The 22,921-nt window shown below is 68.4% G+C and carries 21 protein-coding genes; 10 read left to right on the top strand and 11 right to left on the bottom strand.

What is annotated here, in order from left to right; genetic code table 11:
• Positions 1 to 9 precede the first annotated feature (9 nt).
• A complete protein-coding gene (locus ACFV4K_RS15855; RefSeq protein WP_379275445.1) occupies positions 10 to 801 on the bottom strand; it encodes a 3-oxo-5-alpha-steroid 4-dehydrogenase in 792 nt (263 codons plus the stop codon).
• Positions 802 to 924: 123 nt separating this feature from the next.
• Here ACFV4K_RS15855 and ACFV4K_RS15850 point away from each other — a divergent pair, with 123 nt between their 5' ends.
• Positions 925 to 1,929, top strand: a complete 1,005-nt coding sequence (locus ACFV4K_RS15850) for a hypothetical protein (protein ID WP_379275443.1) — start codon at positions 925 to 927, stop codon at positions 1,927 to 1,929.
• 4 nt (positions 1,930 to 1,933) lie between these two features.
• Here the strand turns inward: ACFV4K_RS15850 and ACFV4K_RS15845 are convergent, their stop codons facing one another.
• On the bottom strand, positions 1,934 to 3,352 hold the full coding sequence (locus ACFV4K_RS15845; RefSeq protein WP_379275441.1) for a cytochrome P450: 1,419 nt from the start codon (positions 3,350 to 3,352) through the stop codon (positions 1,934 to 1,936).
• A gap of 70 nt (positions 3,353 to 3,422) precedes the next feature.
• Here ACFV4K_RS15845 and ACFV4K_RS15840 point away from each other — a divergent pair, with 70 nt between their 5' ends.
• Positions 3,423 to 4,088 carry a TetR/AcrR family transcriptional regulator gene (locus ACFV4K_RS15840; RefSeq protein ID WP_379275439.1) on the top strand — a complete coding sequence of 222 codons (666 nt, stop codon included), beginning with the start codon at positions 3,423 to 3,425 and terminating at the stop codon, positions 4,086 to 4,088.
• Between the two features lie 95 nt (positions 4,089 to 4,183).
• Here the strand turns inward: ACFV4K_RS15840 and ACFV4K_RS15835 are convergent, their stop codons facing one another.
• Together ACFV4K_RS15835 and ACFV4K_RS15830 are read right to left on the bottom strand one after the other, a co-directional pair.
• Entirely contained in the window at positions 4,184 to 5,488 is a 1,305-nt protein-coding gene (locus ACFV4K_RS15835) for a phytoene desaturase family protein (RefSeq protein WP_379275437.1), read from the bottom strand.
• A gap of 22 nt (positions 5,489 to 5,510) precedes the next feature.
• Entirely contained in the window at positions 5,511 to 6,374 is an 864-nt protein-coding gene (locus ACFV4K_RS15830) for an SDR family oxidoreductase (RefSeq protein WP_357084579.1), read from the bottom strand.
• A 115-nt stretch (positions 6,375 to 6,489) separates the two neighbouring features.
• Between ACFV4K_RS15830 and ACFV4K_RS15825 the strand changes: the two genes are divergently transcribed.
• Complete coding sequence (locus ACFV4K_RS15825) at positions 6,490 to 7,494, top strand: 1-aminocyclopropane-1-carboxylate deaminase/D-cysteine desulfhydrase (RefSeq protein ID WP_379275435.1); 1,005 nt, start codon at positions 6,490 to 6,492, stop codon at positions 7,492 to 7,494.
• A gap of 18 nt (positions 7,495 to 7,512) precedes the next feature.
• On the opposite strand, the gene ACFV4K_RS15820 is transcribed toward ACFV4K_RS15825, so the two are convergent.
• Positions 7,513 to 8,304: an SDR family oxidoreductase gene (locus ACFV4K_RS15820; RefSeq protein ID WP_379275433.1), complete on the bottom strand. Its 792-nt coding sequence runs from the start codon at positions 8,302 to 8,304 to the stop codon at positions 7,513 to 7,515.
• 125 nt (positions 8,305 to 8,429) lie between these two features.
• Between ACFV4K_RS15820 and ACFV4K_RS15815 the strand changes: the two genes are divergently transcribed.
• Together ACFV4K_RS15815 and ACFV4K_RS15810 are read left to right on the top strand one after the other, a co-directional pair.
• Positions 8,430 to 9,272, top strand: a complete 843-nt coding sequence (locus tag ACFV4K_RS15815; RefSeq protein WP_379275431.1) for an NAD-dependent protein deacetylase — start codon at positions 8,430 to 8,432, stop codon at positions 9,270 to 9,272.
• Positions 9,273 to 9,415: 143 nt separating this feature from the next.
• A complete protein-coding gene (locus ACFV4K_RS15810; RefSeq protein WP_379275430.1) occupies positions 9,416 to 9,760 on the top strand; it encodes a hypothetical protein in 345 nt (114 codons plus the stop codon).
• A 196-nt stretch (positions 9,761 to 9,956) separates the two neighbouring features.
• On the opposite strand, the gene ACFV4K_RS15805 is transcribed toward ACFV4K_RS15810, so the two are convergent.
• A complete protein-coding gene (locus tag ACFV4K_RS15805) occupies positions 9,957 to 10,145 on the bottom strand; it encodes a hypothetical protein (RefSeq protein ID WP_379275428.1) in 189 nt (62 codons plus the stop codon).
• A 168-nt stretch (positions 10,146 to 10,313) separates the two neighbouring features.
• Between ACFV4K_RS15805 and ACFV4K_RS15800 the strand changes: the two genes are divergently transcribed.
• Positions 10,314 to 10,526: a DUF397 domain-containing protein gene (locus ACFV4K_RS15800; RefSeq protein WP_379275427.1), complete on the top strand. Its 213-nt coding sequence runs from the start codon at positions 10,314 to 10,316 to the stop codon at positions 10,524 to 10,526.
• 53 nt (positions 10,527 to 10,579) lie between these two features.
• Here ACFV4K_RS15800 and ACFV4K_RS15795 read toward each other — a convergent pair whose 3' ends face one another.
• Positions 10,580 to 14,029: a BTAD domain-containing putative transcriptional regulator gene (locus tag ACFV4K_RS15795; protein WP_379275425.1), complete on the bottom strand. Its 3,450-nt coding sequence runs from the start codon at positions 14,027 to 14,029 to the stop codon at positions 10,580 to 10,582.
• 116 nt (positions 14,030 to 14,145) lie between these two features.
• Here ACFV4K_RS15795 and ACFV4K_RS15790 point away from each other — a divergent pair, with 116 nt between their 5' ends.
• Positions 14,146 to 15,024: an alpha/beta fold hydrolase gene (locus ACFV4K_RS15790; RefSeq protein WP_379275423.1), complete on the top strand. Its 879-nt coding sequence runs from the start codon at positions 14,146 to 14,148 to the stop codon at positions 15,022 to 15,024.
• On the opposite strand, the gene ACFV4K_RS15785 is transcribed toward ACFV4K_RS15790, so the two are convergent.
• From ACFV4K_RS15785 to ACFV4K_RS15775, 3 genes are read right to left on the bottom strand one after another with little or no spacing between them, the layout of a single operon-like run.
• The gene (locus ACFV4K_RS15785) at positions 15,021 to 15,404 is read right to left on the bottom strand and encodes a hypothetical protein (protein WP_379275421.1); all 384 of its coding nucleotides are present in this window, start codon (positions 15,402 to 15,404) and stop codon (positions 15,021 to 15,023) included. The genes ACFV4K_RS15790 and ACFV4K_RS15785 overlap by 4 nt on opposite strands.
• Positions 15,405 to 15,429: 25 nt before the next feature.
• Entirely contained in the window at positions 15,430 to 16,683 is a 1,254-nt protein-coding gene (gene fmdA / locus ACFV4K_RS15780; RefSeq protein WP_379275420.1) for a formamidase, read from the bottom strand.
• A gap of 17 nt (positions 16,684 to 16,700) precedes the next feature.
• Entirely contained in the window at positions 16,701 to 16,979 is a 279-nt protein-coding gene (locus ACFV4K_RS15775; RefSeq protein WP_379275419.1) for an FmdB family zinc ribbon protein, read from the bottom strand.
• 256 nt (positions 16,980 to 17,235) lie between these two features.
• Here ACFV4K_RS15775 and ACFV4K_RS15770 point away from each other — a divergent pair, with 256 nt between their 5' ends.
• A complete protein-coding gene (locus ACFV4K_RS15770; RefSeq protein WP_379275418.1) occupies positions 17,236 to 18,918 on the top strand; it encodes a purine-cytosine permease family protein in 1,683 nt (560 codons plus the stop codon).
• A 131-nt stretch (positions 18,919 to 19,049) separates the two neighbouring features.
• Positions 19,050 to 19,484 (top strand): MarR family winged helix-turn-helix transcriptional regulator, encoded by a 435-nt coding sequence (locus ACFV4K_RS15765; protein ID WP_379275416.1) that lies wholly within the window; start codon positions 19,050 to 19,052, stop codon positions 19,482 to 19,484.
• Between the two features lie 92 nt (positions 19,485 to 19,576).
• Here ACFV4K_RS15765 and ACFV4K_RS15760 read toward each other — a convergent pair whose 3' ends face one another.
• Positions 19,577 to 21,529, bottom strand: coding sequence for an MFS transporter (locus ACFV4K_RS15760; protein WP_379275414.1), 1,953 nt, complete (start codon positions 21,527 to 21,529; stop codon positions 19,577 to 19,579).
• 264 nt (positions 21,530 to 21,793) lie between these two features.
• Here ACFV4K_RS15760 and ACFV4K_RS15755 point away from each other — a divergent pair, with 264 nt between their 5' ends.
• Positions 21,794 to 22,849, top strand: a complete 1,056-nt coding sequence (locus ACFV4K_RS15755; RefSeq protein WP_379275413.1) for a ParB/Srx family N-terminal domain-containing protein — start codon at positions 21,794 to 21,796, stop codon at positions 22,847 to 22,849.
• Positions 22,850 to 22,921: the final 72 nt, after the last annotated feature.

The following is a 22,921-nucleotide window of genomic DNA, read 5'->3' as shown; positions in this document are numbered from 1 at the left end:
GCACGGCCGCTAGATCACGAACGGCACCAGGGCCTTTCGCTCGGCCGGATAGTCGGAGAACTTCTCGCGGTACCAGGTGTGGGTGGCGAAGGCGCGGGGCACCAGGTTGCCGAAGGTGATCAGGAAGATGACCACGCCCGGCAGCGCCCAGGTGAGGATGGCGAACCCGGCCCAGGCGATGAGCTCGCCGAGATACGTGGGGCTGGTGACGAATCGGAAGCCCAGACCGAACGGAATCTTGTATTCCGTTGCGCCCGGATTGTTCTTATCGCGAAGATTCCGCACGATCCACTCGGAACTGGTGAGCAGCGCGAAACCGCTGAGGTAGATGATCGATCCGATGATGAATCGCGGGTCGGTCAGCCAGTCGGTGCCGTACTGCCCCAGGTAGTCGTGGCTGAACAGCGCGCCGTTGAGGTAGCCGTGCATGGCGGTGACGAACATGCCCATGCCGAGCACCGAGATGTTGAAACTGCTGGTCTTGCCGGGCACTTGGCGAATGGAAAGGGGGAAGAACCAGCCGCGGTTGGCGTAGTGGAGAATCCAGATGGCCGCCAGCACCAGGGAAGTCGGCTCGAAACGGTGCGGCCCGCTCAGGTACGCGACCGCGAAGACCACGGTGGCCGGAATTTCCATCAACCACCAGCCGAGTTTCGGGTTCAGGTTCAGTCCGAGCTTGGCGGTGGCGAACCGACCGTACGGGCTCTGCTGGAACAGGCCCCCGATCAGGACGAAGGCAGCGAAACCGAAGGCGATCGTCAGCACGGTGTCGTAGACGGTATTGCCGGTGTACCAGTTCATTCGTTGCCCTTCAGGTGAAAAACTAGAACAGGTTCTACCACAGCCCGAGCCTGACCGGTACCCACCGGCGGGCACGGACGGGGACCGGCGGGTAGGTTGGCGAGAACCCCGGAGGGAGGCAAGGTGGGTTCGCAGGGATGGGATGTGCTGATTCAGTGGATGCCGTTTTTTCTCGAGGAGGACGAGGACGCGGACGAATCGGGACTCGGTTGGAATCCCCGTTTCATTCAGGTCCGTGACGAACTCACCGGCCGCCGAGCGCATTTCGCGCAACAGGGCACCGAGATCGAGGTTCTGGTCGCGGTCCCGGAGAACGCCGACGAGGCCGACCGGTTGCTCCGCGTGATCGGCGAACAGTCCGACGGCACCTGGGATCCGGTCCCGCTGCCGTCCGAATCCGATGCCACCGCACCGGATCCGCAGTGGCGGGCCATGCAGCGCGTGCACCAGCAGCCCCGCCTGGCGCGGGAGTGGAGCACCGGCTGGCAGCGCGGGGAATCGGTCGACCACCGCCGCGGCGTCGCCGAATCCGTGGTCACCGTGCTGCGCGACGGGCTCGGGATGGACGGCGGCCGGTTGCGCTTCTCCACCTGGAGTATGGACGCGCCCGGCACCGGCAGCTACGGTCTGCCCGCCGACCGGCCCAGCGAACGCGGCAAGCCCGTGGTGTGCACGGACTGGGACGATTTCGAGGCGCGGCTGGCCTGGGCGCTGACCACCCTGCCCTGGGACGGCGTCATCAACCTCAGCACCCCGCACCCCGGCCCGGACCCGTGCTTCGTCCAATTCCTGCACGGCAGGCAGCTTTTCAACGAGGCCAGCGGCTGGGACGTGGCCGGACTCGGCGCGAGCGAGTTCGACCGGCGCATGCGCGAGCTGGGCTGGAGCTTCGCCCCGCACAGCGTGCCCGGCGGGGCGGCGCTCATCTGGGAGGGGCCGCTGGCCAAGGCCGGATTCAATCCGAGCTTGTGCGGCGCGCCGCGGCGGACGGTGAAGACCTTCACCGAGGTGTTCACCGTCGGGCATCCGCAGGATCTGGTGTTCCGGGCCTTCCGCAACGGTCGCCGCCGGGATCCGGAATTGCGTTATCTGGATATCGAACTCGGGATCCCGCGCGACGTGCGGTGAGCGTTCACAGGCGGCTGAGGCGGATCGGCAGTCCGTCCGCGGGAGTGGGGCCGGTACTGGGTACGAGGGGCACCTCGTAGCCGTCCGGCACACTCCACTGGTAGTTCAGCAGCATGCGGTGCATGGTCGCCTTGACCGTCATGCTGCCGAAATATTTGCCGATGCACTTGTGCGCGCCGCCGCCGAAAGGCGGCCAGGCGAACCGGTGCGACTTGTCCTCCGCGCGTCCGGGATCGAAGCGTTCGGGATCGAAGACGTCCGGATCGTGCCAATACTCCGCATTGCGCATCATGGAGTACGGGCCGACCATGATCAGCGCGCCCTTGGGAATGAAATACCCCGCGATCTCGGTGTCCTCCAGAGCTTCTCGCACCATCTGCCCGACCGGGGCGTACATGCGCAGGGTCTCGCGGAAGGCCATCTCCAGCGCGGGCAACCGGTCCAGGTCGGCGTAGTCGAGCGTGGGCTTGCCCAGCGCCTGCGATTCCTTGCGTAGCCGTTCCTGCCACCGCGGGTTCCGCCCCAACTCGTAGGCCAGCATCGAGATGGCCAGGGTGCTGGTGTCGTGGGCGGCCATCATCACGAAGATCATGTGGTCGACGATGTCGACGTCGGAGAAGGATTCGCCGTCCTCGGTCTCGGCATGACAGAGCACGCTGAACAGGTCCTCACCGGCGCCGGCCCGCTTGGCGGGTAGCTCACGCCGGAAGTAGTCCTCGAGCAGCTTGCGCCCGCGCAGTCCCCGGCTCCACACCCCGCCCGGCATGTTCGCGCGAATGATGGCCTGGCCACCGTGCACGGCGTCCTCGAAGGCGCGGGAGAGCCGCGTTCCCTCGGGGCCGAGTTCCGCCCCGGCGAAGACCACGGTCGCCTGTTCCAGCAGCAGCCGCTTGACGTGGTCGTACAGCCGGAAATCCGGTGCGGGCCGCCACGAGTCGACGCCGCGCACGACGCGCGGGGTGGTGAGCCCGAGGTAGCCGATCAGCCGCGGGCGCGTGAAGGCCTGCTGCAGAATGCGGCGGTGGTAGGCGTGATCCTCGAAGTCACGCAACAGGATTCCGCCGCGGAAGAACGGGCCGATCACGAATTCATAGCCGCGTTGCGCGGACAGCGCATGCCTGCGGTCGAGCAGGACCTCCTCGGTGGCGGCCGGGCTGACGACGCCGACCACCTGCCGCCCGAACACGCCCATCCACTGCACCGGGCCGTACCGGCGCATACGGTCCCGGCTGAAGTTCAACGGATCGGCGAGGGTGCTGAGCAGATGGCCGATACCCGGCGGGCCGTAATCGCCCATCACCGGTTTCAGACCGCTACCGGACGGCGGCGCGGCCAGCGGTCGCGGCACGGCGGGGTACCGCTGCAGCACCCCGGCGGCTCGGCATTGAATTCGATGATTCACTACGGCTTTTCGTACAGCCATGCCTCCACGGTAGCGGAAACGTTAGTTTCCGTAAACGGTCGTTTCCCGATTTCTGTGCCAAGCTGACAGGGTGACGCGAGCAGCCAATGGGACCTATCGCGGCACCACCACCGACGAGCGGCGTGAACAGCGCCGGCGGCGGCTGCTGGACGCGGCCCTCGACATCGTCGGCACGCAGGGGCTGGCCGCACTCACGGTGCGCGGGGTGTGCGAACAGGCGAAGGTGGGGCCGCGTTTTTTCTACGAATCGTTCACCGATCTGGACGCGCTGGCCACCGCCCTGCTCGACGAGGTGCAGGGCGAGGCCCTGGAACAGGCCCGCACCGCCATGACCGACACCCCCGGCGACCCGGAGGCCAAACTGCGCGCCGGGGTGGCGGCGCTGATCATCGGCGTCACCGACGACCCGCGCCGCGCCAATATCGCCTTCGCCCAGGCCTACGGGTCCGAACTGCTCATGCGCCGCCGCTTCGAGGGCATGCGGCGGGTGGCCGAGCTGCTCATCGAGCAGACCCGCGTCCTGCTCGACATCCCCGAAGGCGACGACACCGCACTGACCGCCCTCGCACAGCTCATCACCGGCGGCGCGGCCGAGCTGATCCTGGTGTGGCTCGACGGCGGCCTGAAGGTCGAGCGACCGGTACTCATCGGCATCGTCGCGGATTACGTTGTGGCCATGGTGGATCGGCTGCCCGGCATGCGGTCCCGCCTCCCCGAGACTTCAGCGCCGGACTGAGAGCCGCTACCCGTCGCGCATGCGGGCCGCCGACCGGGTGCCGAACCGATCTCGGGGTACCCCACGAGTTACCCCTGTCGGCGCGAAATCAGTCGTCAGGTCCCGGACCGACCGATCCCGCTGTCTGCTATCTCGTCGACGACGATCTTCGCCGTCTCCATACAGGCGGTGATGCCGCCGTTGGCGTACTCCTTGACCGCGTCGCCGACATTCCAGAGATTGGCGATCGGGGTGTCGTGGGGTAGGTCGTATCCGGCGACGGCCCGCTGGGGTGGCCAGTCGTCGCGGGTGACGGCGATGGACAGGATGCGGGCCCGCTCGAAGCCCGGGATCTCCTCGCGCAGATCCTGGAGCACGAGCGCGGTCTCGGCCTCGGCGTCGAAGGTGCCGACCGAGGGTTTGGGCACGCCGGCGCCGACGTAGAGATGCCAGCCCTCGGGCGCCATCTCCGGGCAGGTCGCGGTGAAGTTGGCGACGTAGCACAGCCGCCGGGTGCGGGCGAAGCTGAGCAGCCCGGGCGCGTCGATCAGCGGTTCGCGGCTGGCGAAGTTGACCGAGATCATGGCGCAGGGCAGGTCGCGCTGAAGCACGCTGCCCACGTAGTCCGACGGGAAGTGCTCCGGGCCGACCAGATCCATGGTGGCCGACGGCCCGATGTCACTGACCGCGAAAGCGCAGGTGATGTCCGAGATTTCGCCGTCATGGCTGATCCGCGCCCCGGTGATCCGGTCCCCCTCGACATGCAGTCGCCGCACCTCACTGCCGAGCCGGACCTCTCCCCCATTGCGCTCCACCACCTCGGCGAGGGCCTTCCAGATACCGATGGTGCCCTCGGGGCAGAAGCCGAACTTCTTGAACGCCGCCTTCCGCGCGAAGTAGGTGAGGAACACCCGTGCGGGCAGCTCCTCGGAGCCGACAGCGAAGATGGAACCGCACATATTGCGGAAGATTCCTTGCACCGCATCGTTTTTGGTGTAGCGGCGCACCCAGTCGGCGGTGGACAGCTCCCGGTCCGGCAACTCCCCCTCCGCGCGGGCGGACCCGCCGAGCAGCTGGGCGCCGTGGCGGGTCAGCTGGGAGATGAGCAGTCCCCAGCCGCCGGTGGCGATGTCCACGTCACGGCCGTTGATCCGGTAGAGGATCGGCGGATCCGCCGGGCGCACTTCGAATTTCGCCCCGACCTCCTCGAAGGTCTGTTCGGTGATGCCGCCGAGTTCGATGACCACAGCGCCGGTGTTGATGGTGAATCCGTCGAGCTCGGCGGTGGAAGCCCGCCCGCCGACTCGGTCGAGACGTTCGGCCACCAGGGTCCGATAGCCCCGGTGCGAGAGCCGGGCGGCCGCGCACAGCCCGCCCGCTCCGGCTCCGACAACCAGTGCGTCCCACGCGTTCTCGCTCATTGCGAGGCTCCTCAGAGCAGGCTCAGCCCGCTGGGTTCACCCCGGGCTGAGCGTCGGACATATCAGTAATACGACTCCAATTCTCCCGCACCTGATCCACGCTCGGGACCTCACTGAAGAACACGGGCTTGTTCGCGAACAACTGGGCGCGTTGCACCGAGCCGCCGCCGACCACCAGCACCATGCCGGAGTCGGTGCAGTCCTCGCCCATCAGGTGCGCCACGATCGGGGCGACCTGCGCGGGCGGCAGCTTCTCGAGCATGGCCTCCGAGGCGATATCGGCGGTCATGCGGGTGGCGGCCATGGGCGCCACGGCATTGACGGTGATGTCGTACTTGCGGCCCTCGATGGCGAGGGTGTTCATCATGCCCACCAGGCCCATCTTGGCGGCGCCGTAGTTGGCCTGACCGAAGTTGCCGTACAGGCCCGAGGTGGAGGTGGCCATGACGACCCGGCCGAAGCCCTGCTCACGGAAGTGCGGCCAGGCGGCGTGGGTGACGTAGAACGAGCCGAACAGGTGCACGCGCTGCACGGCTTCGAAGGCCTCGGGGGTCATCTTCACGAAGCTCATGTCGCGCAGGATGCCCGCGTTGTTCACGATGCCGTGCACCGCGCCGAAGCTGTCGATCGCGGTCTGCACCAGCGCCTTCGCGCCCTCTTCGGTGGCGACGCTGTCGTAGTTGGCGACCGCGGTGCCGCCGGCCGCACGGATCTCCTCGACCACGGCGTCGGCCATATTGTGCCCGGATCCCGAGCCGTCGCGCGCGCCGCCGAGGTCGTTGACCACGACCTGAGCACCCTCGCGGGCGAGCAGCAGCGCGTACTCGCGCCCCAGACCGCCACCGGCTCCGGTGACAATGATGACGCGATCGGTTACACCAGGCATGAATTCTCCTTGCCGTATCTAATAGCTTTTCAGAAGTTAGCAGCAGGGATGCTCCGTCCCTGTGCTACCCGCCACACTCGTCGAGTAACTGGACAATCGATAGGTTGGAGTGGTGATGCCGCACCTGTACCGCCTCCATCCCGAACTCGAGGCGACTCTGCCCCACCTGGCACTGGGCACGAGCCCCACACCGGTGCGACGACTCGACGCCCTCGACACCGCCTGCAAGGGCGGCGCGGAGATCTGGCTCAAGGACGACAGCGTGTTCGGCGACGGCGGCTGGGGCGGCAACAAGGTGCGCAAGCTGGAATGGCTGCTGCCCGACGCGCTGCGGCAGCGCCGCACCACCATCGTCACCGTGGGCGGGCTGGGCACCAACTGGGGGCTGGCCACCGCACTCTACGGCCGCGAGCACGGGCTGAAAACCGTTCTGGCACTGATCGATCAGCCCGAGGACGACCATGTGCGCGCCCAGCTGAAGCGACTGCGGGACTCGGGCGCGGAGCTGCACTTCACCCATTCCAAGGCCCGGACGATCCTGAGTGCGCCGTATCTGCTGGCGCGGCATTTCACCGGATTCCGGCCGCCGTACTTCCTGCCGGCGGGCGGGTCGTCGGCGGTGGGTGCGATCGGATACGTCGAGGCGGCACTGGAATTGGCCGAACAGGTCCAGGCCGGGGAACTGCCGGAACCGAGCCACATCGTGATCCCGGTCGGCTCGGGAGGGACGGCGGCGGGGCTGTCGCTGGGATTGCGGCTGGCGGGGCTACAGACCCACGTGGTGGGCGTGGTCGTCAACGACACCCTGCGGCTGGACGAGCCGACGCTGACCGGGCTGGCCGTGCGATGCGCGAAGCTGCTGCGCTCACGCGGCGCGCGGATCCCCGAGAACATCTCCCCCGCGGGCAATCTGGATATCGTCACCGAGTATCTGGGCCCGGGCTACGGCTACCCGATGCCGGAAGCCGCTACCGCACAGGCGCTCTCGGCCGATCGGGAGCACATGACCCTGGAGCCGGTCTACACCGCCAAGGCCATGGCCGCGCTGCTGGACATGAACGCGCACGGCCGGTTCGGCGACGGTCCGGTGGTGTATCTCAACACCAACGGACCGCGCTGACACCGGATTTCGCGTCCATCACGCGGCGGCCAGCTTGGCGGCCAGGAAGTCCTCCCAGGTACGCTGCCCCACGGCGTGCTCGGGGGTCAGGTTCGCGCCCGTCGCGTACACCCGGGCCGCCTTGCCGGGGGCCTTCACCGTGAACACCGGGCGGCGACGGCCGGTCGCCGCCAGATAGCTGCGCTCGAGTTCCTTCATGGTGTAGATGCGGGGGCCGCCGATCTCCTCGACCAGTCCGGCGGGCTCGCCCTGCACCAGTTCCACCAATCGCGCTGCCACTTCACCGGTTTCGATGGGCTGGAAGCGGAAATCGAACGCGGGCACCACCGGCATCCTGCCCATGGCCGACACCATGGTGAAGAGCAGGTCGTGGAACTGGGTGGCGCGCAGCGTGGTCCACGGCAGGCCCGAGTTCTCCACCACCAGTTCGGCGTCGCGCTTCGAGGCCATGTAGCCCATCACCTGCCGGTCGATGGCGCTCTCCACCGGGACCCGCTCCGCGCCGACCACCGAGATGTAGACCAGGTGCGGGAACGCCCCCGCGGCATTGATGGCGTCGACCAGGACGCGGGTCTTGTCGCCGTCGCCCTTGGTGGTGCCCGCCAGGTGCAGCACGGTGTCCACGCCCGCGACCGCCTCCGCGATGCCCGCCCCGGTCTCCAGGTCGCCGGCGACGAACTCGATGCCGTCCTTCGCCTCGTGCGCGCTGCGGCTGAGCACCCGCACATCCAGTCCGGCCTGCCGCAGCAGCGGAGTGACCAGGCTGCCCAGGGTGCCCGTGCCGCCGGTGACCAGAACCGTTTTCGCCATGGTGACCATCTCCTTCGTCTCGCGCCGCCGCTGTGGTGGCGTCCTGCCTTGATGACGACGCGGGGCCCGCGGCTGTGACACGACGTGACGGGCGGCACAGCGCGGACGGGTCGTAGGCTGGCCACATGCCCGATTCCGGTTCCCCGCAGCGGTTCGAGCGACTGCTGGAGCTGGTCTCCGGCCGACGGGTCGCGGTGCTGACCGGCGCGGGCATCTCCACCGACAGCGGCATCCCCGACTACCGCAGCGCCGGCGCGCCGCCGCGAACCCCGATGACCTATCAGCAGTTCGTGGGCGATCCGATGTTCCGCCAACGGTATTGGGCCCGCAACCACATCGGCTGGCGGCGCATGGACGCGGCCCGGCCGAACCCCTCGCATCACGCGCTGGCCCGGCTGGAGCGCGCGGGCATCGTGACCGGGCTGCTCACCCAGAACGTGGATCTGCTGCACACCAAGGCCGGGCATCGCCGGGTGATCGACCTGCACGGCGTCTACGCCCGCGTCCGCTGCCTGTCCTGTCAGGCGCTGACCTCGCGCATGACCCTGGCCGACCGTCTGGAGGCCGCCAATCCCGGCTTCGCCGACTCGGTAGCCCTCGACGGTCTCGAAGTCGCACCCGACGCCGACGCGGTCATCGCCGACACCGCCTCCTTCCGCATGGTCGACTGCCAGACCTGCGGCGGCCTCCTCAAACCCGACATCGTCTACTTCGGCGAATCCGTCCCCAAGCCCCGCGTCGCGGCAGCGTTCGACCTGGTCGACGCCGCCGACGTCCTGCTGGTCGTCGGCTCCAGCCTCACCGTCATGTCCGGCCTGCGCTTCGCCCGCCGCACCGCCAAGTCCGGCCGCCCGGTCATCATCCTCAACCGCGGCCGCACCCACGCCCACGACCTCGCCGCCCTCACCCTCGACACCGGCTGCGCCCCGATCCTCACCGCCCTCGCCGACACCCTCGCCCCGCACTGAGTCCGACGACCCGCGCCGCAGGTGCCCAGTGGCAGCTTTCCGAGGACGTTCTGCCCTGTAGCCGATCGCGCACACGGACCAGTCTTGGTAGTGGCCGAGGGCCGAATCCGCACGCGGATACCGATTTTCGAGAGGACCACATCATGAAGCCGTTGTCGGAATCGCTGACCGAACTCGCCGCCCAGGTGAAGCGTTTCGAGGAATCGTCCGCCGCCGCACGGGAGAAGGGCCAGGCCACCATGCAGGCACGCCGCGAAGAACTCCACGCCACCGCGCAACGCGAGGCCCACGAATTCGAAAAGACCGCCGCAGACCTGCGCGAGTCCGCCCAGCAGTGGTGGACCGACACCCGCGAAGCCCTCGAACACCAGATCCACTCCATGCGAGCCGATTTCGAGAAGTGGCAGACCGAGATCAAGGCCCAGCGCGCCGCCGCCAACCAGCCCGCAGCCGACGCGCAGCCCGTAACTCCGGGAACGCAGAACTGATCACGAACCGGCGGCTCATCCGGGCACGGGATTCAGCCCGGGTGACCAGCCCAGCGGGGCGTCGCTGAATCCTCCAGCCCCGGGCAGATTGTGAACTGGATTGCGAAAGCCCCCTGATCTGCGGCAGTTCGGATCAAGGGGCCTTCTCTTGCACTACATCCGGAGCCATGGATCCGCACCGGAACGGAGAAGCTCTCTACGCGGGGAATTCGCGGCTCGAACGAGGTTCCCCGTCGTGGATCTCGGGTCGGCTCCAGATGTTCCACGCGGTGGCCTCGGGGCGGCGGAGTTCGGATTCCCGCGCCGCCTGCTCCAGCTTGGGCACCAGGTCTTCGTAGTACCGATGGGTGTCGCAGCTTTCGCCACAGTCCTTGTGGAGTGTCAAGGTTTCGGACCTGTATATCAATGCCTTGGCGGACGGCTACGGCGCATCGGACGGGGAGCGAGCGGTGTTACTCGGCCTGGCTCTGGAAGTCAGGACGGCCCAGAAGTCCGGCGGTGGCCGGTGGCGTGCATATGCCGATGAGCTGAACGAGGGATTCGACCACGAGGCGTGAATATCGACCTGTCCGGAGCACGCTGGTTCAAGAGCACCTACAGCAGCAGTTCGGGCGGGGACTGCGTGGAAGCGGCTCACCTGAGCGGCGGCAGGGTTGCGGTCAGGGATTCGAAGCTGGGTGAGGCGAGTCCGGTGCTGGCGTTCGCGCCGGAGGCATGGGATGCCTTCGACTCGGCGGTGCAGGCCGGGAAGTTCGATTTGGCCTGACCGAGAGTGTCGAATCTGGGGAGTCTGGGCATGTCACCCGGGCTCCTCCGGCATCAGGTGAGGTGCCGGTCGAGTAGGGCCAGGTAGTGCGATACCGGTCCGAGGGTGAGCAGGCCGGTGCCGGCTCCCGCCAATTCGGCTGCGGCCGGGGCCAATTGGGCGCGCAGGCGCGCCATCAGGGGTTGCTCGCCGAGGGCGACAGCGGCTCGGGCGAGCAGGCACAGGCGTAGTTCGAGCATGAGGTCGTGGGGTGGGGCGGGTAAGGACAGGAGGGCGGCGCGGGCGGCCGCCGAGTCGCCCTGGTCGAGCAGGATCAGGGGGCGGACCCAGGGGGCGTGTGGGCCGAGGTCGGCGAGATTCTCGCGGGCGATCGGTTCGCCGTGGCGCAGGCGCTGACAGAGCAGGGCCAGGGGGAGCAGGCCGTGCTGGACGCCCGGCATGGCGGTGCCGGGGTGGGCGGCGCTGGCCGAGCGGTAGGCGGCTTCGGCCTCCTGCAGGGGTGCGGTGATCGAGGTGCGCAGGGCCGCGTACCAGCGGGTGAAGAAGGGCACCAGCGGGAGTTCGTAGCGGTCGGCGAGGGCGTCCGCGGCCTCGGCGTGCTGGTCGGCGGCGTCGAAATCGGCGGTGGCGCTGAGGGCCTGGATGCGCACGAGGTGGCCCAGGACTTCGAAGGTGACCAGACCCGCGGCCTGGGACACGGCGATCAGTTCCGCGCCGAGGGCGGCGCGTTCGGGAGCGAGGCCCGCGCGGTGGAAGGTGTTCAGGAAGCGGGCGTTCAGGGTCAGGGCGCGCAGCGTGGGATTGTTCAGGTGGGCCGCGAGTGCTTCGGCGGACTCCGCGGCGGCGCGGCCCCGGGCCGGGTCGGTGGCGCGTAGTTCGAGGGCGATGGTGCTGAACAGCCGGCAGCGCAGTTCCGGGTCGGCGGTGGGCATCTCGCGCAAGACTCGTTCGGCGGCGGCGACCACGGTGCGAGTGAGCTCCGGGTCGTCGGGCTCGGTCCAGACGGTCGGGACGTCGAAGGCGACGATCACCCGCGCGGTCAGTTCGGGATCACCGAGTTCGGCCGCAGATCGAATCGCCTCGGCCCGTAGGCTGCCCGCCTCCGGAAGCCGGCCGATCACCGCCAGCGCGCGCACCAGGCCCATGGTCGCCTCGAGTCCGGCCCGCACATCCCCGGCGCGCCGGTACCCGGTCACCGCGTCCGCCCAGAGCCGGGCCGCCTCGTGCGGGGCGAACACCCGCTCGGCGGCGGAGGCGGCGCGCCGCGCGTACTGTCCGGCGCGGGCGGCGGTCGCGCGGGTCGCCGCGCGGCCGAAATGATGTGCCAGGACGGCGGGATCGGCCGTGCCGGTCGCTTCGAGCAGCGTCGCGATCCTGGCGTGCCATGCCGAGCGGCGGGGTCCGGGGATATCGCCATAGACGACCTCCCGTACCAGGGCGTGCGCGAAAGATGTTCCCGCCGTCTCGGATTCGTCGAGGAAGCCCGCACGCAGGGCCGCGGTGACAGCCGCATCGGTGAGCTGCTCGTCACCGGTCAGCGCCGTCAGCACCTCGAAGTCGAGCTCGGGCCCGGCGACCGCGGCTTGCTCGAGCACCGCCCGGTGCGGCTCCGCCAGTCGCTGTACCCGGTGCCGCACCACATCCCGGACTCCGGCGGGGACCGCGGCCAGAACGGTCGCGCCATCGTCGCGCCACAGCCGCGCCAGTTCCCGGAGGTAGAACGGATTTCCTTGTCCGCGAGCATCGATCCGCCGCAACGCCCCGGCGTCGATACCGGGTCCCGCGACCTCGCGGACCAACTCCGCGACCGCGTCCTGATCCAGTCCGCCCAGTTGAATGCGCACCGGTTCGGCGCGGGCCAGGCGCGCCAGCGCGGCCGCCAGCCCCGGCTCCACATCGGTGCCGCGATAGGTGGCGACCAGCAGCACGGGACCCGCGACCGGTGTAGTCGCCAACGCCGTGAGCAGTTCCAGGGTCTCCTCCCCCGCCCAGTGCAGGTCGTCGAAGACGAGCAGCACCGGCGCGTTCCGGGCGACCGCCCCCAGCTGGTCGACGGCCGCGCGCCGGGCCCGGAAGCGTTCGACCGCCGGGTCCGCGTTCCCGAAGTTCACACCGCCGACCTCGGCCACAGTCCAGGTATTCGACACGGTGCCGGTATTCGACACCGTGCCCGAACTCGACACCGTGCCCGTCGTCGACACCACAGCCCCATACCCGGCCCCGGCGAGCCGGGCCACGATCCGGGTCCACGGCCAGTCCGCCGGCACGCCGCGATCCGCGGGACTCGATCCCCACGCGACGATCCATCCCCGCTCGGCCAGCATCGCCGAAACCGTGTCGGCGAGAGCGGTTTTCCCAGCGCCCTCGATCCCCGAGACCAACACCAGCTCCGCACGGCCGGTCTCCGCCACCCGTGCCGCCGTCTCCGCGATCCGCCGCCGTTCGTCCGCCCGCCCCACGAACACACTCCCCGCGCCGTGTCTCGCCGGGGCCGCGCCGCTTTGCACCGATCCATCGTCGGCCGTTCCCACGGATGCCGCGTGGGCGACGCGGGCCGCGTCGGGATCGACATGCGATCCACCCGCCGTCGGTCCCCCGGACTCGGCGGCGACCCGGCCCTGTTCGACCGACACGCTGTCATCGAGAAACGCTGCCGCAGTGCCGGTTCGCGCGGATGCGATGTCGATCTGGATTTCCGGAGCGCCGATCTGCGTTGCCCCAGCGCGGAGCCGCGATGCCTGGGCATCGAGATGCGGCGCCTGGGCGAGGATGTCGGCTTCGAGGCGGCGCAGGGCCGGGCCCGGATCCACGCCGAGTTCGTCGCGCAGTGTGCGGCGAATATCGCGCAGTGCGGCGAGTGCGTCGGCCTGGCGACCGGACCGGTAGTGCGCCAATGCCACGGTGTGCCAGGCCGGTTCGCGCAGTGGATGCTCGTGCAGGTGCGCTTCGAGGGCGAGCACCGCCTCGGTCTGGCGGCCGAGGTCGCTCAGTGCCCGGGCGCGGAGTTCGATTGCGTGGGAACGCGCTTCGCCGAGCCGGACAATCTCCGCGCGCGCCCAGGACCGGTCCGCGAGTTCGGCGTATGCCGGACCCCGCCAGAGACCCAGGGCCGCCTCGAGATCCGAGAGTGTCGCGGCGGGGTCGGCGGGTGCGTTCGCGGCGGCGGCGCGAGTCAGGGCGGCGAAGCGATCGGCGTCCACCTGGCCGTCGCTGGTGCGCAGCGCGTACCCGGGGGCCGAGGTGATCAGCAGGCGGGCGGGCGCGCGGGGCGCGCGCTCCGGTTCGAGAGCACGGCGCAGGTCGGAGACGAAGGTCTGGATGGTGCCCGTCGGGTCGCGGGGCGGCCGCTCCCAGAGATCGCCGACGAGTTGCGAGACCGGGACCACGCGGCCGTGCGCGATCAGCAGCCGAGCCAGCAGGGCTCGGTGCCGCGGGCCCTTGAGGGCCAGCGGTCCGCGCGCGTTCTCCGCCCGGAGCGGTCCGAGAACTCCGAAGGTCACCACGTCCGCCGACTCTATCGCCGGGTCCGGCGAACCCGGCACTGAGCCGACACTGACCGGTTGCTGAGCGGGTCGCGACATGCTCGGCCGGTACCGAGCACCACCTGGAGAGGATCATCATGAGCCCGCGCATCCCCGGATTCGACTACCAGCGCGTCACCGTCGCCGACGGTGTCACGCTGCATGCGGCGGTGGCCGGATCCGGCAGCCCGATCGTGCTGCTGCACGGCTTCCCGCAGACCCATCTCATGTGGCGGCACGTGGCCGCGGACCTGGCCGCCGACCACACCGTCATCTGTCCGGATCTGCGGGGCTACGGCGACAGCGACAAGCCGGTCGACCGCGACGGCGACACGTACTCGAAACGCGCCATGGGCAATGACATCGTCGCTCTGGCACAGACTTTCGGGCACGAGACCTTCGCGCTGGCCGGACACGACCGGGGCGCGCTGGTCGCCATCCGCACCGCGCTCGACCATCCCGGGCACGTCACCCACCTGGCGTCGCTGGACGTGCTGCCGACCCTCGACATGTGGGATGTCCTGCATGGCGTGACCGGCGCCATCGGTTTCCATCTCTACCTGATGGCCCAACCGGCCGGACTGCCCGAACAGCTCATCGGCGCGAGCCCGGACGCCTTCTTCGGGCACTTCCTCGACAGCTGGACCCAGCGCCCGGACGCCATTCCCGGCGAGATCCGCGCGGCCTACCTCGCCGCGTGCCGCGCGGCCGTCCCGTCGATCGTGGCCGACTATCGCGCCTCGGCGAATATCGATCTCGCACACGACCGGGCCGACCGCGAGGCGGGCCGCACCCTGCGCATGCCGGTGACCGTGCTGCAGCAGGACTGGGGTTCCTTCCTCGGCTTCGAACCCGACGCCCTGTGGCGGGCCTGGGCACCGGACCTGCGTCACGCCACCGTCGGCTGCGGCCATTTCATGGCCGAGGAAGCGCCCGACGACATCGTGCGCGAGCTGCGTGATCTGATGCTGCGCTAGTCCCGGACCTCGAGGCGGCGGACCAGCGCGGCCCGCAGGGTTTCGGGATTGTCGGTGTCCGCGCCCAGGATCATCCGGACCACCTGCGGCGCGGCGAACCACCAGGCCGCCAGCGCAGCGACCGCGTAGAGCAGATAGCCGGGCGCGACATCGTCGGGCAGCGTCCCGGCCCGTTGCGCGGACGCCAGCGCGGCGACCTTGTCGGCGTAGTGCGAGGCTCGGGCCGACTCCGCGGGCAGCTCGCCGGCCTGCGGCTGCAAGCCCTCCCAGTACATGAGCCGCAGGAACTGCGGGTGGGTGTGGTGGAATGCGCTGCTGGCCACCTCGGCGGACCGGGGAGCGGTGCGCGACACCACGCTGCTCCCCGGCTGAACCCGCACTGCGGCAGCTCCACCCTCTGGACGATCAGCGGGTGGAGCGGGGGGCTCCGATACCGGGGTCGATGCGGGTGGGCCCGGCGGCGCTGGGAGTGATCGGGAAGTCGAAGATCGCGGTCGGGATGTAGACGGTGGCGCACGAGTTGGGGATGTCGACCACGCCGGAGAATCGGCCTTCCACGGGAGCGGCACCGAGCAGCAGGTACGCCTGCTCCCGCGAGTACCCGAAGTTCGTCAGGTAGTCGATCGCGTGCAGGCAGGCCCGTTCGAACGCCAATTGCGAGTCCAGGTACCGCTGTTCGCCGTCGAGGGTTACCGAAGTGCCGGAGAAGGCGAGGAATTCGGAGTAGACCGGTCCTTCGTTGCCGGGCAGGAACACCGCGTTCTCGGTGACGCCGTACAGCTGCATCCCGTTCTTGATGACGTCCACGCGCAGGTCGATGAACCCGCCCATTTCGATCGCGCCGCAGAAGGTGATCTCGCCGTCGCCCTGGGAGAAGTGCAGGTCCCCCACCGAGAGGTTCGCGCCGGGCACGAAGACGGGATAGAAGACGCGGCTGCCGCGGGTGAGGTTCTTGATGTCCTGGTTGCCGCCGTTCTCGCGGGGCGGGGCGGTGCGGGCGGCTTCCCCTGCGACACGGTCGTATTCGGCTCCGAACAGGGCGCCCAGGACGGCGTCGCGCGGTTCGGGCGGCAGGGCCAGCGGGGGCACGCGTTCGGGGTCGGTGGCGATGAGGGCGGCCTCGCGGGTATTCCAGGTGGACAGCAGCCCCGCGGAGGGCGCGGTACCCATCAGCCCGGGATGCATGATGCCGGTGAACTTCACGCGCGGAATGTGCCGCGAGGTGGTGGTGTGGCCGCTGAAATCCCAGATGGCCTTGTACGCGTCCGGGAAGTGCTCGGTGAGGAAGCCGCCACCGTTGTCGGTCGGGAAGATGCCGGTGTAGCCCCAGCCCTGCCCGGCCAGCGGGCCCGCGTCCTCCTGCGGGATCGGGCCGATATCGAGGATGTCGACGATGAGCAAGTCGCCCGGTTCCGCGCCCTCGATCGCGAACGGGCCCGACAGGCAGTGCACGGTGGTCAGTGGGGCGTCGCGGACGTCGTCGGCGGAGTCGTCGTTGCGGATCGCGCCGTCGAACCATTCGCGTACATGCACCCGGAACTCCGTGCCGGGGGTGACGGTGACGACGGGCGGAATGTCGGGATGCCAGCGGTTGTGGCCGACGAACTTCTGGTCGGTGAACTTCTTGGTGGAATCGAGCGGGTACAGCAGTTCGGGCATGGGTGGACTCCTCGGTGTCAGGGACGGGGAAGCTTGCGGTGCAGGGGGTTTCGGCTGACCGGGGTGCGGCCGCCGCCGGGCGGGGCCGACACCACCGGCGGTCGCGACGCGGTGGCCGCGGTGGCGTCGAGCAATCGCATGGCCGGTGTCGAGCCGTGCAGCAGCACACCGCCGCCGATCCGCCGCCGCGCCGGCCGGCCGCAGTGCGGGCAGGGCGACTCGGCCGGCACGTCGGCCATGGAGTGGACACGGTCGAAGGCGCCGCAGTCGCGGCAGGCGAACTCGTAACTGGGCACGCGGGCGCTCCGTTCTCTCCGGCGACCACGCCGGATTTTGTTTTCATATGTAGCTATTTCAGTTGACCACGATACGGAGCGCGTCGGATCGCGGTGGCGAAACCACTGGGTTAACTGGCAGTTACGGGAAATCCCGTCGGTATCCGCAGTGTTAAGTTTCATCTGCGCTATCTTCAAATGAAACTATTCGACATATGGTCTGTTCTCGTTGCGTACCCGAGGCCTCAAGGAGCCTCGACACCGAGGAGAACGACACATGAGCACAACCCGATGGCAGCGGTTCCAGACCTGGGCCGCGCGCGACGATATCGAGGACTACTCACTGCGCTACGCGCCCAAGTCCTTCCGCCGCTGGAGTCCGATGGCGTGCTCGATCACCGCCCTCGGCGGCATCGCCTACCTCGCCGACTATTCGATCGGCGCGTCCATCGCGGTGACCCACGGCTCGGCCAGCGCGATCGTCGCCATCCTGGTCGCGGCGGCGACCATCTTCCTGACCGGCATCCCGATCGCCTACTACGCCGCCAAATACAACCTGGACATGGACCTGCTCACGCGCGGAGCCGGTTTCGGATACTTCGGCTCGACCCTGACCAGCCTCATCTACGCCAGCTTCTGCTTCATCTTCTTCGCACTGGAGGGCTCGATCATGGCGCAGGCCATGAAGCTCGCCTTCCACATACCGCTACCGCTGGGCTATGTGATCGGGTCGCTGATCATCATCCCGCTCGTGCTGTACGGCATGTCGGCGCTGGCGAAGTTCCAGGTGTGGACCCAGCCGCTGTGGCTGATCCTGTTCGCCGCGCCGCTGGTGACCATCGCCGTCGGCGACCCGTCCGGGTTCGACGGCTTCGTGTCCTGGGCCGGCGACGGCGGCACCGCCCGGGTGACCGCGATCGGAGTGGGAGCCGGTGCGGGCGTGGCTCTGTCGCTGATCGCGCAGATCGGTGAACAGGTCGACTACCTGCGATTCATGCCCGAGAAGTCGGAGACCTCCGCGTGCCGTTGGTGGTCGGCGGTGCTGGCGGCGGGCCCGGGCTGGGTGATCCTGGGCGCGGCCAAGCAGCTGTGCGGCGCGTTCCTGGCGTTCTATGTGGCCGGGCAGGTCGGCTTCGCGCGGGCGACCGAACCGATCGAGCAGTTCCTCGGCGGGTACGGCGCACTCATCCACAATCACGCCGTGGCCTTGACCATCGCGACCGTGATGGTGCTGCTGTCGCAGATCAAAATCAATGTCACCAACGCCTATTCGGGCTCGCTGTCGTGGTCGAACTTCTTCAGCCGGGTACTGCACCTGCACCCGGGGCGCGTGGTGTGGCTGGCCCTGCACATCGCGATCGCGCTGGCGCTCATGCTCGGCAATATGTTCACCGTGCTCAACACCATTCTCGGGTTCTATTCGAACGTGGCCATCGCCTGGGTGGGCGCGATCGTGGCGGACCTGGTGATCAACAAAGGGATTCTGAAGATCAGTCCGCCCTACATCGAGTTCAAGCGGGCCTACCTGCGTCCGATCAACCCGGTCGGATTCGTGTCCATGCTCGCCGGGTCGGGTCTGTCGATCGTGGCCTACTTCGGCGGGTTCGGCGAGCTGTTGCAAGCCTGGTCGCCCTACCTGGCCCTGGCCGTGGCCATGGCGCTGACCCCGATCATCGCCCTGGTCACCGGCGGCAAATACTATCTGGCCCGGCCGAATCCACTGCGCGAGGAGATCGAGAAGGAACCGTTGTGGGCCGGACAGACACTTCTGGACGTGGTGGACGGCAAGCGCTACGAACTCCCCGACATGGTGCACGACTGCCCCTTCCACGGCGGGCCGGTGTCCTCACTGAGCTGCACCCTGACCAAGAACTGTGCCGAGCAATGCCAGAAACCGGCATACGACGACACGGTCGGCGCGGTCGAATTGAATTTGATCCCCGCGAGAGCCGTCGACTGACCGGCACCGGCGGCGGGCGGGACCGTAATCGGTTCGCCTGCCGCCGCTTTCGGAAATCAACCGGCGCTGAGCGAACCACCTCCAGTACTTGCAGGTGAAAACATTTCAGGTGACACTGTAGAGTGCTGGGTGTGGACGACAGCACCGCCCTCGCCGCTCTGGACGATCTCGCCCGGCTCGTCCGACGGGCATCACAGGAACTGGACCGGGCGATCGCGACCTGCCTGGGTGAATCCTCGGCCGCGCGCTGGCATGTCCTCACCGCGGTGGCCGGCGCGGAGGGCCTGTCCATGTCGCAACTCGTCGATGCCACCCTGCTCAACGCCGCCACCCTGACCCGCCTGATCGACGCCATGATCGCCGACAACCTGGTGCTCCGCAAGGTCGACGAAACCGATCGCCGCCGCGTGCTCGTCTTCCCCACCCGCCGCGGCCTGCTGACCCGCAAGGTGATGGATCAGACGCTGACGGCCAGCGGGCTGACCGAGATCGCCAACAGCACCTCCACGAAAACCTTGGCGACGCTGGTCGATCGCATTGCCTCGACCGAACCCGCGCCGCTGTGATCCGGGACCGGCGGTAATTCTCACACCGGGAGGTCGGCGAGCGCGGCGGCCGGGGGAGCGGTGCGAGACTCCGCATCGCTCCCCTGCCGACTTCACTGCGGCAGTGTCGCCAGCTCGCGCTGGACGGCCGCGTCGTGCGCGGCGGCTTCCTCGGCGGCCTTCCTCGGGCTCCAGTGCCCGGACATGAGGAACACGAATGGCAGGAACACCACCTGCGCGATCAGGCAGATCCACCACCAGCGCTTCCACTGCGTCGCCGAGTCCGCGCGGGCCTGCTGCACTTCCTTGCCGTGCGCGGACAGGTACGCCAGATCGTCGGCCGGTATCGCGCTCACCGCCTTCAGTTGCGCGCCGGCGGTCGCGAGCTGCGGACCGACTTGCGAGACCACGGCCAGCTGGTCGAGCGGCACCTGCCGGGCGGCCTCGATCCGCGCGGCGGCCTGGTCGGGCGGGATATTGAACTTCTGCGCGACCTGCCCGACCGCGATCGCGGCGGTCTGCTGATCGCCGGGGTTCACCATCAGCTTCACCAGCACGTTCGAGTCGATCGATTGCAGAGTGGCCAGCTCATCGGGATATTTGGCGTTCACGGTGAGCGCGGTTCGCACATCCGCGGCTGGCGCTCCGGTGAGCTTCACCAGGGCGTCGACCTGCGCTGATTGATCATTCGGATTCTTGCCCAGCGCCGTCAGCGTATCCTCGCCGACTTTTTGAATGGTCGCGATCTCGTCGCGGTACTTGGTCGAAATCGTTTGCAGCCGTGGACCGTAGTTCACCAGCGTGCCCGCCGCCGTCACCACCACCAGCAGGCCGAACAGCACCAGGGTGACGACCGTGCGCAGCAATCCGCCCCACACCGCCAGTCCCACCGCCGTCGCCGCGGGATTGCGCTTCTCCACGGTCTCGGTGAAACTGGCCATCCACGTGGCGTAGACGATGCCGCTGCCCATGGCGATCAGGGTCAGCACCGCCGCGAACGTGTAGTAGTCGGTGCCGGATTTGTCGGTGTAACCAATGAAGGTGTAGACACCCGCGATGCTGATGAGCGCACCGAAGATCATGAACGGCTTTCGCACCTTCAGCCGGTCGGACACGATGCCGGTGACCACCAGGGTGATAGCGCTGGCGATCCAGTACCAGTTGCCGAGCCCATTGGCTTGCGCCGAGCTGAATCCGAAGTTGGTCGCCATGTACACCGCGAGGAACGAGATGATGGTGTAGAAGAACGACAGGAACACCGAGATCGCGAAGGCCGATCCCACGACCTCGACATGCAGCATCTGCCGCCATTGATGCCGTTCCAGCCGACCCACGTCCAGTCCGCGCGCCCGCGCCTCGATGAGCGCGCGGTCGCGCAGCGACACCATGATCTGGTCGCGCAGTGCGGGACTGAGCTCACGCAGCGCCACCAGCGCCAGCAGCGCGATCACCACGCTGATCGCACCGCACAACCGGTAGGCGTACTGCCAGTCGGGATGGGCGTCGAGGGTGTGGTTGGCCACCTCGGTGGTGACGAGTGCGCCCAGCACCGGACCAAGCGTCCAGAATCCCATGGCCGAGGCCCGGTCCAGCTGTGGCGAGAAGTCGCGCACCAGCGCGGGAGTCGCGACCAACACCGCCCCCTCCACAATGCTGACCAGGCTGTAGGTGATCAGGTACTCGACTTTCGTGGTGCACGCCGGCACCACGAGAAGCGTCAGCAGCGAACAGATCACCATGCCGTAGGCGACGATATTGGCGCGCCCCCACCGGTCCAGCAGGCCGGTCACCACCGAGGCCACCGCGCCGAACGCCGCTCCCACGATGAAGATGCCGACGAAGTATCGGAAGGTCAGATGGAAGTAGGCGATGAGCTGATTGCCCACCGAACCCGCCACGATCTGCTGGTAGTAGAGGGAGACCGAGGTGATCACAACGACGAACAGGTACCAGAAGCGCGCGGGCGTTTCCGGATAGTGCGGCAGTTTGCGCTGCCAGAGCCCGGTGACCAGCGTCGGCGCAGGGAATTCCGCGGCCGGAGGTGCCACGGTCGGTGTGCTACTCATTTTCGAGACGCCTTTCTCTCCACGGCACTTCGCGCAGCCACAGGCCCTCGGAACGCGGCGCGAACAACCAGAGGTGACAACAGGGTAGCGGCCACGAGTGACCAGGATCACTGTTATCGCACCGCGGGCCCGTTCGGCACGGGGCGCGCCCGTTCACCGATTGTTGGCCCAGACAACAGCACCTGGCCGTCGGGGCATGGCGGACCGGTCATCGGCGCTGGTCACCGTAATGCGGTTTGTATCACCGCATGATTCGAGGATTCGATGACGAAGACCACCGTCGCGCGAGGCCGCTGGGTCGCCGCCTTCGCGGGCGCGCTGATGGCGTTGACGAGCGCCGTCGCCGTCGCCGCCCCCGGCGAACCGGGCGAACGGCCCTCCTTGTGCGACCACGACCAGCGGTCCACCCCGGGCACGCAGTACCTGTGCGCGAATACCGATGACCTGGTCGACGTCCGCATCGGCGACGTCCTGCCCACCCAGCCGTCGCTGGGCTACGACGAGGTGTTCTACAAGCTGGGCCGCTACACGCTCGGCAAGGACGCGGTGAACAAGAAGTTCGACGACTGGTGCGAGGCCAACGGCCAGGGCAGCGCCGCCACCGTGAACCCCGGTGCGCAGCTGAAGGATTCGTCCTCGTTCACCTGCAAGATCGCCGTCGGCTCCGAGACCGCCGACTCCATCGCGCCGATGAAGACCGTGGTGATCGGCCCCCAGGGCCGGCTGTACCTCACCGACGGCCACCACACCCTGACCTCCTTCTTCGAGACCCCGGACGGCGGCGCGGACACCCATGTGCGGCTGCGCGTGCTCGGCAACTTGAGCACCCTGCCCGACGGCAAGTTCTGGGACGCCATGAAGCAGAACCGGTGGACCTGGCTGAAGGATGTCAACGGCAACGCCATCAAGGAGCACCAGCTCCCGAAGTCGGTGGGCCTGGCCAACTTCGCCGACGACAAGTACCGCAGCATGATGTACTTCGCCCGCGACATCGGCTTCCACGAAGGCAGCCTGCCCTTCGAGGAGTTCTACTGGGGCGCGTGGATGCGCGACAACAAGGTCGGCGGCGACTGGAACCGCAACGATTTCGCCGCCTACCTGGCCGCGCTGAAGACCGTCACCCAGGCGCAGGTCGCGCTCGGCCCGAACACCGTGGTGGCCGAGGGCAAGACCGCCGCGCAGCTGGATGTGCTCCCGGCGTGGAACGGCGGCAGCGCCGAGGACAAGGGTGAGTTCGGCAAGATCTCCAAGCCGTACTCCGACGCCAAGCCCGGCAAGCTCGGCTACGCGATCGAGTACCGCCTGCGCACCGGCCGCTGATCACCGGACAGCGACGACAAAGACCTCGGGATCGCCGGACGCGATCCCGAGGTCTTTCGTTCGATCAGGGGT

It is taken from the genome of Nocardia sp. NPDC059764 (assembly GCF_042732555.1).
Lineage (GTDB): Bacteria > Actinomycetota > Actinomycetes > Mycobacteriales > Mycobacteriaceae > Nocardia.
Note: the sequence above shows the minus strand (reverse complement) of the source record. Positions and strands in the feature narration are given on the sequence as shown.